This is a genomic window from Candidatus Omnitrophota bacterium, assembly GCA_026387175.1.
Taxonomy (GTDB): domain Bacteria; phylum Omnitrophota; class Gorgyraeia; order 2-01-FULL-45-10; family 2-01-FULL-45-10; genus CAIMPC01.
In genome coordinates this window covers 22,214-37,110 of sequence record JAPLME010000007.1, presented here as the reverse complement: position 1 = coordinate 37,110, position 14,897 = coordinate 22,214, and the positions used below count along the sequence as shown (strand labels likewise).

At 47.4% G+C, this 14,897-nt stretch carries 12 protein-coding genes; 8 read left to right on the top strand and 4 right to left on the bottom strand.

The window, feature by feature from the left end:
- Positions 1-64 precede the first annotated feature (64 nt).
- Both mnmG and NTY76_03235 read left to right on the top strand, forming a co-directional pair.
- Positions 65-1,858: a tRNA uridine-5-carboxymethylaminomethyl(34) synthesis enzyme MnmG gene (gene mnmG / locus NTY76_03240; GenBank protein MCX5678105.1), complete on the top strand. Its 1,794-nt coding sequence runs from the start codon at positions 65-67 to the stop codon at positions 1,856-1,858.
- Entirely contained in the window at positions 1,855-2,748 is an 894-nt protein-coding gene (locus NTY76_03235) for a TIGR01212 family radical SAM protein (GenBank protein ID MCX5678104.1), read from the top strand. Before mnmG ends, NTY76_03235 begins: the two co-directional genes overlap by 4 nt.
- Here the strand turns inward: NTY76_03235 and NTY76_03230 are convergent.
- Positions 2,726-3,976 (bottom strand): glucose-1-phosphate adenylyltransferase, encoded by a 1,251-nt coding sequence (locus NTY76_03230; protein MCX5678103.1) that lies wholly within the window; start codon positions 3,974-3,976, stop codon positions 2,726-2,728. The two genes, NTY76_03235 and NTY76_03230, sit on opposite strands and share 23 nt — an antisense overlap.
- Positions 3,977-4,135: 159 nt before the next feature.
- Between NTY76_03230 and NTY76_03225 the strand changes: the two genes are divergently transcribed.
- Genes NTY76_03225 through NTY76_03200 form a run of 6 tightly spaced genes read left to right on the top strand, consistent with a single transcriptional unit; the run spans position 4,136 to position 7,878 of the window.
- Positions 4,136-4,765 carry a DUF47 family protein gene (locus tag NTY76_03225; GenBank protein MCX5678102.1) on the top strand — a complete coding sequence of 210 codons (630 nt, stop codon included), beginning with the start codon at positions 4,136-4,138 and terminating at the stop codon, positions 4,763-4,765.
- Positions 4,766-4,768: 3 nt separating this feature from the next.
- Positions 4,769-5,758: an inorganic phosphate transporter gene (locus tag NTY76_03220; protein ID MCX5678101.1), complete on the top strand. Its 990-nt coding sequence runs from the start codon at positions 4,769-4,771 to the stop codon at positions 5,756-5,758.
- A gap of 29 nt (positions 5,759-5,787) precedes the next feature.
- The gene (locus NTY76_03215; GenBank protein ID MCX5678100.1) at positions 5,788-6,477 is read left to right on the top strand and encodes a lipid-binding SYLF domain-containing protein; all 690 of its coding nucleotides are present in this window, start codon (positions 5,788-5,790) and stop codon (positions 6,475-6,477) included.
- A gap of 15 nt (positions 6,478-6,492) precedes the next feature.
- Positions 6,493-7,119 carry a site-2 protease family protein gene (locus NTY76_03210; protein MCX5678099.1) on the top strand — a complete coding sequence of 209 codons (627 nt, stop codon included), beginning with the start codon at positions 6,493-6,495 and terminating at the stop codon, positions 7,117-7,119.
- A gap of 4 nt (positions 7,120-7,123) precedes the next feature.
- Positions 7,124-7,516: a YbgC/FadM family acyl-CoA thioesterase gene (locus NTY76_03205; protein ID MCX5678098.1), complete on the top strand. Its 393-nt coding sequence runs from the start codon at positions 7,124-7,126 to the stop codon at positions 7,514-7,516.
- An 11-nt stretch (positions 7,517-7,527) separates the two neighbouring features.
- Positions 7,528-7,878, top strand: coding sequence for a hydrogenase maturation nickel metallochaperone HypA (locus tag NTY76_03200; protein MCX5678097.1), 351 nt, complete (start codon positions 7,528-7,530; stop codon positions 7,876-7,878).
- Between the two features lie 431 nt (positions 7,879-8,309).
- On the opposite strand, the gene NTY76_03195 is transcribed toward NTY76_03200, so the two are convergent.
- The 3 genes from NTY76_03195 to NTY76_03185 form a co-directional block, all read right to left on the bottom strand.
- Complete coding sequence (locus tag NTY76_03195) at positions 8,310-9,002, bottom strand: LAGLIDADG family homing endonuclease (protein MCX5678096.1); 693 nt, start codon at positions 9,000-9,002, stop codon at positions 8,310-8,312.
- 237 nt (positions 9,003-9,239) lie between these two features.
- The gene (locus tag NTY76_03190; GenBank protein MCX5678095.1) at positions 9,240-9,569 is read right to left on the bottom strand and encodes a DUF134 domain-containing protein; all 330 of its coding nucleotides are present in this window, start codon (positions 9,567-9,569) and stop codon (positions 9,240-9,242) included.
- Between the two features lie 189 nt (positions 9,570-9,758).
- A complete protein-coding gene (locus NTY76_03185) occupies positions 9,759-14,654 on the bottom strand; it encodes a hypothetical protein (protein MCX5678094.1) in 4,896 nt (1,631 codons plus the stop codon).
- Positions 14,655-14,897: the final 243 nt, after the last annotated feature.

Below are 14,897 nucleotides of genomic sequence, written 5' to 3'. Positions count from 1 at the left end.
TGTCATCCAATGTTAAGTATACCTTATATTTCTAAAAAAACAAGAGCGTGTTACAATATAATCTATGGCCAGTAAATTCGACATATTAGTAATAGGCTCAGGACATGCCGGCTGTGAGGCAGCGCTTGCGGGGAGTCGGCTCGGCCGGAAGACTCTGCTCATAACTATGAGCATCGACACGATAGGCCTGATGTCATGCAACCCCGCCGTAGGAGGCCTCGCGAAGGGCCAGCTTGTAAAGGAGATCGATGCCCTGGGCGGCGAAATGGCGAAAGCTACCGACGCAAGCGCTGTGCAATTCCGTATCTTGAACACTAAAAAGGGCCCCGCCGTGAGATCGACCAGGGCCCAGGTAGACATCGAAGCTTACCGGATATACATGAAGACAGCTATCCTGGGCCAGGCCGGACTTCAGGTGCGGGAGGGGATGGTTGAAGACCTTATAGTTAAAAATGGCCGCATAGAGGGAGTGAAAACGGCATCAGGTGAAATATTCCACGCAAAATGCGTAATAATCACGCCCGGCACATTCCTTAATGGCTTGATCCATATAGGGCTTAAAAATTGGGCCGGCGGGAGGATAGGGGAAGATAACTCCAAAGGATTATCGAGCGCTATAAAAAGCCTCGGCTTTAGAACGGGCCGTCTCAAGACCGGCACCTGCGCAAGATTGGACGGCAGGACAATAAATTTTAAAAAGATGGCCGTTCAATACGGCGATGAGCGGATAACGCCGTTCTCATTCCAGACTAAAAAAATAGCGAGAGAGCAGCTTCCCTGTTATATAACATACACAAACAAAAATACCCACGACATAATATTGTCAAACCTCAATCGGTCACCGCTCTTTACAGGAGTGATAAAGGGTACGGGCGTCCGATACTGCCCATCGATAGAGGATAAGATCCATAGATTTCCCGGACGCGACCGGCACCATGTATTTATCGAGCCGGAAGGCCTCGGCACAACACAGTGTTATCCCAACGGCATATCGACGAGCCTGCCTTTGGATGTGCAGGAAAAGATGGTGAGATCCATTGAGGGCCTTGAGAAAGCAAATATAGTCAGGCCCGGCTATGGAATCGAATATGATTATGTCGATCCTACCGAACTTTATCCGACGCTTGAGACGAAAGCTGTCTCCGGCCTGTATCTCGCCGGCCAGATAAACGGCACCACCGGATACGAAGAGGCCGCGGCGCTCGGCCTCATGGCCGGAATAAACGCCGCCCTGAAAACTCAAGGCAAAAAACCGCTGGTCCTGGAGCGGTCACAGGCATATATCGGGGTCCTGATAGATGACCTGGTAACAAAGGGAACTAACGAGCCGTACAGAATGTTCACTTCACGGGTTGAATACCGTCTCATCCTGCGGGAAGACAATACCGACTTACGGCTTACTCCTATCGGATATAATATCGGCCTGGTTAACGAGGCAACGTATAAAAAAGCTGTAGCTAAAAATGCCAGGATCGGCTCCGAAATAAACAGGCTTAAAATGACGCGCCTTGAAAAAAAATTACGGCGGCCCGGCGCGTCATATGAAGAAGTCGTGCCGGCGGAAGACAGGATAAATATCTCGGAGGAGGAAGCAAAAGTCGTGGAGATAGAGATAAAATATGAGGGATTTATAAAAAGACAGCTTAAAGAGGTCGGCCGGCTCGGCAAGATAGAAAGGATAAAGATCCCGGAGGGCCTGGATTACAAAAAAATAAACTGCCTCTCCTCGGAAATAAAAGAGAAACTCTCAAGGGCCAGGCCGATAAACCTTGGCCAGGCATCGCGCATATCCGGCGTTACGCCCGCCGCCATATCCATCCTTATGATATACCTGGACAGCGCGAGAAGGTCAAAATGAAACTTTACAACGACTACGGCTCATACCTGAAGGAAAGATACGGCACTAAGGTCTATCGCATCGGGCTCGATGCCGGATTTTCATGTCCTCATCGCTGCCTCTATTGCAACGAAGACGGCTCACGCTCATCTTACGCGGACCCGAAAAAATCCATTACGGAACAACTTTCAGGCCGGATAGAATATTTGAAGAAGTCCGGGGATGCGTCAAAATTCGTCGCATACTTCCAGGCCTTCACTAACACCAACTCTCCCGTAAACCGGTTAAAAGAGATCTATGACCAGATATTGCCTTTTGAAGAGATAATAGGCTTATCTATAGGGACGCGTCCCGACTGCGTAGACGCTGATAAGTTAAAATTGATATCTTCGTACAAAGACAGATACGAGGTCTGGCTGGAGTATGGACTTCAATCGATACACGACCGAACCCTTAAAACCATAGACCGCGGCCATAACTTTAGTGACTTTTTAAGGGCCTACGACGATACGAAAAAATTATCGATACCTGTATGCGTACATGTAATAATCGGCCTTCCCGGCGAGACAAAAGAGGAGATCGTCGGGACCGCACGGAAGCTCACCGAGCTGAAGGTCGATGGCGTGAAGATACATCTCTTGCACATTCTTAAGGGAAGCGAATTCGAAAAACTCTATAAAAATGGCGATATAAGAGTCCTGGCCCAGGAAGAATATGTAGAGCTTGTCTGCGATTTCCTAGAGAACCTTTCTGATGGCATCATAATACATCGCCTTACGGGCCAGGGGAAGAGGCCAGACCATATTGCCCCGCTCTGGGCGCTCGACAAGCCGGGGACGATCCAAAAGATAAAAGAGACCTTAATGAAGAGAGAAAGCTGCCAGGGGATTAAATGCGCGTGCCGTCCTTGATCTTCGCGTTCTTCGGAATAACCACGATGCCGTCTCTGATGAAATAGTTCCCGCCATCGTAATTTTTCAGTTTATTAATATTTCTTATAACGACATTCCTGCCGATCCTGGCGTTCTTATCCACGATGGTCTTGTCTATAACCGTACCGTCACCGACGCCTATCTTTATCGGCTCGGAGCTACCCGGCGCCTCATAGAAATCGGCGCCTATAAGCACCGTTCTCGATATTCTGCAGTTTTTACCGACGATAGAGCGCACGCCCACGATCGAGTGGGATATGCTGGCATCCGTTATTACGGACCCTTCGGCCACCAGCGATTTTTCCAGCTTACAGTTGGATATCCTCGCCACAGGAAGGAAGCGGGGCCTCGTAAATACCGACCCGTCGTAGAAGAATGACATGTACTGTTTTCCGCTAGCGAGATCCATATTTACATCATAATATGATTTTATCGTGCCGACGTCCTTCCAGTAACCATCGAACACATAACCCGCCCCTGTATAATTTTTTATAGAATTCGGGATGACCTCTTTTCCGAAATCCGCGTCATTGCCTTCCAGGACTTTCATCAGGGCATTTGCGTTAAATACGTACACGCCCATAGAGGCGAGACAGTACGCTCCCGGCAGAGTCCTCACACCATGCATATCGCCTTTAAAAACGTAGCCTTTAAGCTCAGTCCTGTTCCTGGGCTTTTCCTTAAATCCGATGATCCTGTTATCCCGATTCAGTTTTATAACTCCGAACTCACCGGCCTCATTCGTCTTTATCGGTATCGCGGATAAAGTGAAATCAGCTCCATGCTTCGTGTGAAAAGTTATGAACTTTCGATAGTCCATGTTATAAAGATGGTCGCCCGAGAGAATAAGTATCATCTCATCGCCCTCAAGGTTAAGATGAAACAGATTTCTCCTCACGGCATCAGCTGTCCCCTGGAACCAGTTCGTATTATCGACCGTCTGCTCTGCGGCAAGTATCCTTACGAACGCCCTGGAAAAATAGTCGAACCGGTATGTATTATTTATATGGTTGTTCAGGGATTCAGAGTTAAATTGCGTAAGCACATATATGTCCTTAATCCCGGAGTGGAGGCAGTTTGATACAGGAATATCTATGAGCCGGTACTTTGCCGCTATCGGAACCGCCGGCTTGGACCGGTATTCGGTGAGAGGGAAAAGCCTTTTACCTTGTCCGCCGCCTAAAATAAGCGCTATGACTCTTTTCATTATACCCTTTCCTTATGTTTTGTTTTATCAATTATATCATACTAATAACCAAAGGCAAGAGCAGGGCCTCAAAGAAGATTATAACGTCTTGACACAAACGCCTTTCACCATCTATAATGTGCTAAACAGGACTAATAATAAAATAATAAAAGGAGCGTTATGGGCTTTAGTTTTCTTCCTAAAGAATTCAATTTTTACGACCTTTTCGAAAAGCAGGCCGCCTGCGCGGTAGAGGCGGCGGCTAATTTCAGGGAGCTGGTAACCAAACCGGAGGTCCTGGATGAGAAATCACTCAAAAAGATGCATGACCTCGAGCATCGCGGAGACGAGATCGCGCACGATATCCTCAATCGCCTGGACAAGACGTTTATAACCCCTTTCGACCGCGAAGACATCCATGCCCTCGCTAAGGAGCTCGACGATATAGTCGACATGCTCTACACTATCGTCAATCGCATGAAAACATATAAGACACTCGGCGCGGACAAAAATCTTATCGAATTCTCCAAGGTGATCGAGGAATCGACGCGCGCGGTGGCATGCGCCGTTAGGGGCTTGCGCAACAGTAAAAATTTAAAAGTCGTAAAGGAATCCTGCGTAGAGGTGCACCGGCTCGAAAACGTGGGCGACACAATGAGAGATGATGTCCTTGCAGAGCTTTTTGAGACCTCAAAGGACCCGATAGACGTAATAAAGCGTAAAGAGATCTACCAGGACGCGGAGACGGTGCTTGATATATGCGAAGACGTCGCGCATGTGGTCCAGTCCATACTCGTTAAACAGGCCTGATAAATGACCCTCAGCATCATATTACTGATCATCCTCGCCCTGGCTTTTGATTTTTTGAACGGCTTTCACGACTCCGCTAACTCCATAGCGACTGTAGTATCCACCCGCGTACTCTCGCCCAGCATAGCCATCATATGGGCGGCATTCTTCAATTTTATCGCATTCGCGTTCTTCGGCCTTCATGTCGCAAATACGATCGGCACAGGCATAATCGATATACATATTATCGACAAGCACATAATATTCGGCGCTCTTGTGGGAGCATGCGGCTGGAATATAATCACATGGTATTTCGGTCTCCCCACAAGTTCTTCGCACGCGCTTATAGGAGGAATGATCGGTTCGGCCCTGATAAAAGCCGGCCCAAAGACCCTCGTTTGGAAAGGCATTCTAAAAACCGTCTCTTTCATATTCATCTCTCCGGCTTTAGGTCTGGTTCTCGGCCTTGGCATCGGCATAGCGGTCTACTGGCTATTCCGAAAAAGCTCGCCCATGCAGGTCGATCACATCTTCAGGAAAGGACAGCTGGTATCCGCGGCTTTCTACAGCATGGGCCATGGCGGAAATGACGCCCAGAAGACGATGGGGATCATCGCAAGTCTTCTATTCAGCGCCGGTCTTTTAGGCGGCACTTATCATACGCCTTCATGGGTGGTCATAGCATGCTATAGCGCGATCTCAGTCGGCACAATGTTCGGCGGCTGGCGTATTGTCAAGACGATGGGGCAGAAGATCTCAAAATTAAAACCAGTCGATGGGTTTTGCGCGGAATTTGGCGCAGCCATAACTCTTTTCGTATCGTCCGCATTCGGAATCCCGGTAAGCACCACACACACTATAACGGGTTCCATTGTCGGCGTGGGCTCCTTAAAACGCATGAGCGCGGTAAAGTGGGGCGTAGCCGGGCAAATTGTGTGGGCATGGGTATTAACCATACCATGTTCTGCGTTATTATCTGCCATGGCATACTACGCAACCAGTTTGAAAAGGTAGTGTTGCAAGAAAATAAAAAGGAGGTTTTCATGAAAAAATTGGCTCTTGCAGTGTTAAGTTTTATGGTAATTGCGTCTTGCGCGAGCCCTTTTGTATATGCTGAATCGAGGTGGGGGAGACTGGTCGAGGAAGCCGGGCATGTGCTCGGCGAGATACAGCAGATGCCCGATCAGTCGATACCTGAAGATCTCATGAGAAGCTGCCATGCCATATGCATATTCCCGAACACCGTCTCAGCCGGTTTTATATTCGGCGGCAAATACGGCCAGGGTATTATTATGGTACGGGATGAAAAGACCGGCCAGTGGTCGCCACCAGCCGCGTTTACAATGGCCGGCGGCAGTTTCGGATGGCAGATAGGTATCCAGGGCACGGACTTCGTCCTGCTTATAATGAATCGAAGAAGCGTTGACGGAATACTGGATGGAAAATTTAAGCTTGGCGCCGATGCATCGGTCGCGGCAGGGCCTGTAGGCAGGGCCGCTGAAGCTTCAACGGATATACAGATGAAAGGCGGCATACTTTCATATTCCAGAAGCCGCGGGTTATTCGCTGGCGTAAAGCTGGAGGGCGCCGTGATAACGCAAGAATGGGACGGTAACTTTGCGTTGTACGGTAAGAGTTTTTCAGCAAGACAGATACTGCTTGAAGAGATGGCAAAAATGCCTAAATCGGCAGATTCATTGCTCGAGATATTGAGCAAATATCCCAGAAAATAACGGGTTTATATACTCATGGGGCTGGCCTCACTATTATTTAAGGATCCGATCGCGTTCGCCATCCTCGCCATCCCGCTCTTATACTCGATAATATTGCATGAAATATCCCATGGCTGGATAGCGTATCTTTTCGGCGACGATACCGCAAAACGCACCGGAAGGCTTTCGCTAAACCCGTTAGTTCATCTGGACCCGGTAGGAACGCTCGCGTTATTCCTGGTGGGGTTCGGATGGGCAAAGCCTGTGCCAATTGTATATTCGAATTTAAGAAATTTCAGGCTTGGCTTGATCTGTGTATCACTGGCCGGCTGCGTGACTAATATCGCCATCGCGACTTTATCCATTCTGCTGCTCCAGTTCAAAACGATAACCGCAATTCCGATGGTTCCCGTAATTCTGGTGGTCATGGCCAAGATCAATATTATATTAGGAGCGTTCAACCTTATCCCAATACCGCCATTGGACGGCTCAAGAATACTTTATGGTATATTGCCGGAAGAGGGCCAAGCGATGCTGGCAAAGATTGAACCGTATAGCCTGCTAATACTGTTCGCTTTATTGTTTACAGGAATACTAAATCCGATTATAATATCAGCGGAGAATGTCATACTGGCATTCATAAAATTTGCTCTGAGGATATAAGAACATGAAAGATTTCTACCTGCAAAAAAAGATGTACTATCATGATACGGATGCGGGAGGCGTTGTGTATTACGGCGCCTATCTAAAGCATCTTGAGGAAGCCCGCACAGAGTACTTTTGCAATATCGGCGTAGACCTTGTAGAATACGCGAAAAACGGCATAATATTTCCCGTAGTACACCTGGAAATAGACTATAAATGTCCCGCCAGATACGGTGATATAATCCGTATATTTACCAGACCTGAAAAAGTAGGAAATGCCTCTCTTAATTTTATACAGGAGATCAAAAGGGGAGAGACCACTTTACTTATCTGCAAGGCAGTTTGGGCCTGCGTAAATGGTAATTTGAAGCCGACCAGAATACCTGAAGAGATCCGGTCAAAAATACAGCTATAGAAAGCCTATAAATGCATGATTTGATGTTTACTAAAGAGATATTGAATGCTCTTAATGATAAGCTGAATACTATACCAAAAGGCTCTAAAATCATCACTGTAAATGCCGCATTAAGCCCTTTAAGCCATGTCAAACCCGAAACCCTTACCGAGACCTTCAAGGCCATGACAAAAGGCACGAAATTCGAGAATACAGCTCTTAATATCAAGGTGTTGCAGCTCGAAATAAAATGCCGTTCTTGCAAACATACTTTTTCAGTAGATAAACCGACCACCAGATGCGTTAAATGCAATGATTCAGACCTGGATATCATATATAATAAAGAATTCCTGGTCGATTCAATAGAAGTTGAAAAGACTTAGCCGCAAGTCAATACTGCAGTTAGTTGAATGGATTCCCGCAGAGATACACTTATCAACAGGAAAACCGCATAAACACAGAAGACATTGTACATCAATATCTTATATCAATTACTTTGTGCTTGGCAAGTTAACATAAGATATATTATCGGGCGCAGTGCGACATATATGAAGGGAAACAAACAACTGTCCTTAGGCGCCTTCTATTGGGTCAGCGGATTAATATTTAACTCTATATTTCGCTTTTGGTGGTATTTTTGGAGTTTTCGGATAGATATTTTTTGATAAGGCCTAATTGCGTTTCTTTGGGATGCGTCTTTCCTTTTAGCCACCTCTGAACCGTCCTGGGTGAGACTTTTAGATATGCTGCTAAATCTTTCGTCAAATAGGCGCTACATGAGTAAAATTTATGCGCTTTGCGCCATGCCTCTAGCTCATTTTCCATTATATTCAGCTCCGCTATTTTCTTTCTGAAAACCATCCAAAAATTTATTATATTTACGCCCCAAAAACAAGGAATTGGCAGTGTCATTGTACATCAAATGAAACAGTTTCGCGCTATCTTTATGACTATATCTGATCTTAAAATGTAATCCGTTTTTCGTAGTTTGCCTGTGTATTACACGTTCAGGTAACCCCATTTGCCGCAGAACGATCTCCAGTTTTTCAATGAACTCTTGCGAGCTGCTGACAAATGTCGTTCTTAAAGGATAGCGTTCGCTTCGTTTTTCAAAATACACGGAGCCGTCACCATCAAAAACTCCTCTGACAAAATCAATCAAAAAAGCATCCGGAACTGCCGGAAACTTAATATTCAGGCTCTTCCTGGGCAGAATACCAAGCGCTGCCAAGTCCTTAACTAACCGGGGCCTTGCAAAATGAAAAGAATATAACCCTTCTTGATACTTTGACCGGCATATCTTATGCTCGGAATCCATAACCAGTCTTACTTTTTCTAATAGATCTTTATCGTTTATACAGAGCGACACGGTACCGGATTTAGAAACGCAACCATCGGTGGCGATTAATCCCAAAACATACGCCATTTCCGGAGACCAATTACTGAAAAAATTATCATTTATTTCGAAGAAGCCCTGGGGAACTTTTCCTTTTTTCTGGGCTTCCAATCTGGCGGCCGACCTGGTGCGCCTCGTCAAGCCCTCGGCATTACAATACTTCCACACGGCAACCCTGGATGCACCATGTAGCCGCGCGATATCCTCGAGAGATTTTTTCTCTACAAGATATAGCCTGCGCAACTCTTCCTGGTTCAATCTTGTTCTTAACCCTTTAGCCATACCATAACCATATCACAAATCGCACTAAACATCAATGTTAACTTAGGACGTTATATGGATTTTAGCTTATTTTTCAAGCTTGAAGTCTCCCCCATCGACCTTTATTATATGGCCCAATACAATGGCCTCCGCCAGGCATTTCCGGCCGGATCTCAAGACCCTGGAAAACGTCTGCTGGCTTATGTTCATCTGCTCGGCAGCCTCGGCCTGTTTCAAGCCTGTAAAATCGGCCAATCTTATAGCCTCCAACTCCTCGTGCTTCAGAGCGTTATAGCCCGGCCTCCCTCGCCTGCCGCGAGGGCTAAATTGTTTTGTCCCCGGCTCCCTATGCACTATCCTGGCCTTGATAGGCCGGCCTTTTTTTACCGGTTTTTCGCTATCCTTTCCCATCGGCATAAAATTAAACCCCCATTTTACAAAATCTATCCACAGCTTATTTTATGAGTGTATACCCATATATACCACAGGAGAAGTTGATAGTCAAATTAAAACAAAAACAAAAAAATCCCCATGCCGACAGCGTCAATCGACATGGGGATAATACATCTGCCGGGAGTGGAGGCCCGGCAAATGCGGTTACTGCCTCTAGTATATTATGGTCCCAGCGTTATAACCGACTAGCCAACCTACATAACGTGAACCGAATACGCGGCCAAATGCCCGGCACTTGTATATCAGGCCGTAGTTGGCGCCCACCAGGCCGCCGACGTAGTAATGCCCGCTTACAGTTCCCCTCGCCCAGGAATTAGAGATCGTGTTATTATTAAAACCTGTGAGCCCGCCAACGAAATCATATCCTTTTACTATTCCCGACGCCCAGGAATTATATATTTTGCCGTAATTTATACCCACAAGCCCGCCGATCCAGGAAGAGGCTGTGGTAACATTACCGGTGGCGCAGGAGGTTGAGATCAAGCCATGATTATTTCCCACCAATCCGCCGGCAAAGGATTGAAAAGATAGAACATTTGTATCCCCGGTTACGGCTCCCCCGGCCCATGAATTCGAGATCGTGCCGGAATAATAATTGTCGCCTACAAGGCCGCCAAGAATAGCAGAGCCAATAACATTGCCCAAAGCATACGAGGCCGAGATCAGTCCGTCATTCCATCCGACGAGGCCGCCGACTTCAGATCTCCCCTTCACGGCTCCGCTTGCCCAGGAACTCAAGATCGTGCCGCGGTTCTGGCCTACAAGTCCGCCGATGTCGGCACCAGTACTGGTGACACTGCCTGTGGCATAAGAGGCGGAAATTACGCCATAATTATCTCCAACGAGGCCGCCGGCAAGTGATTGTCCATTTACAACGCCGTTTGCCCGGGAACTCAAGATCGTGCCGCGGTTCTGGCCTACAAGTCCGCCGGCAAAGTAGGTGCCGGTAACAGCGCCTAGCGCATAACAGTATGAAATCAAACTATTAACTTCGTTATATCCGACTAATCCACCGGCATAGGTATATGCGCCGGTTATGGCTCCTCTCGCCCATGAGCTATATATTTTGCCGCAGTTATTTCCTACAAGGCCGCCGAGACGAACTGCATTGAGCGCACCGATAACACTACCTGTAGCATACGAGGCCGAAATTATACCGGCGTTGGTCCCGACCAGGCCGCCGAGGCCTGAAGAATAATACGCATATCCCTTTATGGCGCCGCTTGCCCATGAGTTCGAAATCATGGCTCCGATGTTGTTAAGCCCCACAAGGCCGCCGGCACATGAGCTCCCATCCACAGCTCCGGTGGCCCAAGAGTTATATATTTTGCCGGAGCCCTTGTTTTCACCGACAAGTCCGCCGGCAACACAGCCATTCTTAAGGCTCCCTTTAGCATAAGAGTTAGAAATCGTTCCTGTATTATCTCCTACTAGGCCGCCTATATTGCTAGCTCCAGCGATAGTTCCGCTTGCCCATGAGTCCGAGATAGTGCCGTTGTCGTTAAAACCTGCGAGGCCGCCGATAGATGAGCTGGCCGTGACATTACCTATGGCATAAGAAGCCGATATCAAACCATTAGCTGCATTGTATCCGACGAGACCTCCGGCATAGCTATATACACTGTTCACAGCTCCGCTTGCCCAGGAATTATATATTTTGCCCTGGTTCTCTCCTACAAGGCCGCCGATACGGAAAGCGTTACGCCCTATAATACTACCTATCGCATACGAGGCCGAGATCAGGCCGCCGAGATGCGAAGATCCATATGCGCCTCCTATTACTGCTCCGCTTGCCCAGGAACCGTATATTCCTCCGGAGTTCGCGCCCACAAGTCCACCAGCACCATCGCTACTGCTGATATTGCCGGTGACATTACTACTGATATTGCTGCTTACCGTCCCTGTTGCCCAGGAATTATAAATATTACCGGCATTGGAACCTACAAGTCCGCCGGTATATTTATAACCATTGTTTACAGCGGATGTCGAGTATGAATTATAAATATTACCGACATTCATGCCCACAAGACCGCCCACTATGTAGCCATAACCATAAACAGCGCTTACTATCGCGGACGTGAATGACTGCAGGATAGTTCCGTAAATACCATTATAACCGACCAGTCCACCTATAGTGTAATTATAGCCTTTTACCGTTCCGGTTACGGAGCAATTCTCAATCACGCCTTTATTTGATAGACTACCGACGAGGCCGCCCACATCACTATCGCCGGTTATAGAAACCGACTCGAGCCTTGTATTCGTAATCCTGGCTTCCTGCGAACCTGTACCTATGCTGCCAAAAAGGCCTACATAGTACTCACTAGGCCTATTTATATAGAGGTTGGAGATGACCTTGTTCTTGCCATCAAAAATGCCCGCAAAATCATCGATAGGGTTAAAACCCAACCCGCCATTCCATCCTTTAGTGGCGAAGGCATCGATGTTATTAGCGATGGTATAGTTAGCGCTAGTATTGAGCGTCACCATCTGGAGCTGGGAGGCGTTGGTTATCTTGTCGGTCCACTCCCACTGCAGATGCGGATACCCAGCCATGATCCACGTGTGCCCGGAATTATATGAAATATCCCATCCCGTAAACGTCGAGGCGTCCATCATCTGAGCTGTGGTCTTCCCCATGCCACCACCGCTTGTACTCATGCCGGAAGTATTCATATTCCAGTATGAGTCGGAGATAGTACCACCCCATGAGCACCCTATAAGCCCGCCATTATAAATGTCAGAACCAGTAACTCTGCCCGTAGAATAGCTGCGGTAAACATTACCGGCATATGCCAAATAAGGGATGCGCGTACCGTGTGGGCCATATGCATATTGCCACTGGGCATTGTTAAATCCGACAAGTCCGCCAGCCCAATAATTGCCGCTGACATCGGAGGTCGAATATGAATCATAAATATCTCCGGTATTCATACCAACTAAACCGCCAACAAGGCCGGGGGCAGTTACTGTCGCGGATGCAAATGACTGTCGAATGGTTCCTTCAAAGTTGCCACCAACAAGGCCGCCTATATAGTAGCCGAGACCGTTTATAGTTCCCGTTACCAAAGAGCGCTCTATTGTGCCATTTGCTGACAAACAGCCAACAAGACCACCAACGGAACCATTACCAGTCACAGAAACCGACTCAAGCCGCGTATTCATGATCTTGACTTCCCACGGACCTATAGCTGTACTGCCGAAGAATCCTATATTGGTCTCAGTAGGCCTATTTATATAGAGGTTGGAGATGACCTTGTTCTTGCCGTCGAAAATACCCGCAAAGTTTGCGATCGACTCGAACCCCTTTCCCCCATTCCAGTTTTTGGTGTCGGAGGCGTCGATGTCACCCATCACCGTAAATGTGCCGTCCAGCTTGTACTTCATAAGCTGGAGGTCGAGGACGTTATACAAGTTCAATGCATAGGAATTGGTAATACCGGTTATGCCGGATTTATCGTTTTTGCCGACAAGGCCGCCGACAAAGTTGGTGCCGGTGACAACGCCTGTGGCACAAGAGCCTGAGATTATGCCAGTCGATAAAATTATGCCACCTATGTCGTAATTCATATTATATCCAGCTATGCCGCCAACATATAAAGATCCATTCACAGCTCCGCTTGTCCAGGAGTTATATATCTTGCTAATATTCATGCCTACAAGTCCGCCTACGTGGTCGGTTCCAGTGATGTTGCCTAAGGCGTAAGAGGACGCTATCATGCCGTAAACATTGTATCCACATAAACCGCCAACATATGAAACTCCATCCACAGCTCCGCTTGCCCAGGAGTTTGAGATCGTGCCTTCATAACCATTACTACCCACAAAACCACCTACATATGAAGACCCCTTCACAACTCCGCTTGCCCAGGAATCGGATACTGAACCGAAATTTAAACCCGAGAACCCGCCGGTACTGTTGCCACCAGTCACTGCTCCTGTCGCCCAAGAGTTAGATATGTCCCCAGAGGTAGCACCGGAAAACCCACCGACTTTAGATTTACCGATAACGTTGCCTAAAGAATATGAGGCGGATATTATACCACCGGTATACCCGCATAGACCGCCAACACCTTCAGCACCTTTTACCGTACCAGCTGCCCAAGAATCTGAAATTGTGCCAAAATTATCACCCACCAATCCGCCAACATCATCGCTACTGGTATAATAGTTATAAGTGTCATTACAAGTGACGCTTCCTTTAGCATAAGAGGCTTTAATTGTACCGCCATCACCATTGTACCCGCACAGGCCGCCGATAATCGTCCAGTCGCCACTTACAACGCCACTCGCCCAAGATTCCGATATCAAGCCAATATTGCTACCTATGAGACCGCCAATACATGTCTTACCGCTTATTGTTCCAGTTGCCCTGGAATTAGTTACATTTCCATAACTTATGCCTGCGAGACCACCGACAACTTCAACACCTGTAACAATACCTGTAGCGTAAGAATCGAAAACCATCCCACCTATCGCGACTCCGCCGCACAGGCCGCCGACATCTCCATATCCGTTCACGGCTCCGCTTGCCCGTGAACTAAAGATCTCTCCCCAATTTCCACCAGCAAATCCACCTATACCTTCAGAGTGCGGGCCAATTACTGTTCCCATTGCAGAGGAATTATATATTTTACCGCCATTTATACCTACGAATCCGCCGAGAAAGTCACTTCCGCCAACATTACTCGTGGAATAAGAAGTTGAAATTATACCTTCATTAAATCCGACAAGGCCACCAGCACAAAGGGCTTTATTACCTAAAGTCCCTTCCACAGTCCCACCCGTTTGTGAGTTTGAGATCGTGCCGTAGTTTTCACCTACAAGACCGCCGATACCAGAAGTTTCACCGGGACGGCCACTTACTGTTCCAGTCACTTGGCAATTATCTATTTTGCCATCATTTATTCCTACCAGCCCCCCCGCAGCGGTATAGCCAATAACAGACCCAGTGACATAAGAAGCTAAGATTGTCCCTGCATTATATCCGCAAAGACCGCTTACAGCATTTAATCCGGTTATAGAAACCGATTCGAGCCGCACATTCATTATCCTGGTATCCCATTTACTTATGACCGTACTACCGAATAACCCTATAAAGTCTTCGTTGGGCCTATTTATATAGAGGTTGGAGATGGTATATCCACCGCCATCGAAGATACCGGCAAAATTGTCTATAGGGTTGAATCCTAGACCACCATTCCATGTGTTAGTGATAGAAGCATCAATGTCATTGGCGAGGGTATAATGCGCGGTGAGGTTCTGTGAAATATTTTGCAGTTCGAATACGCT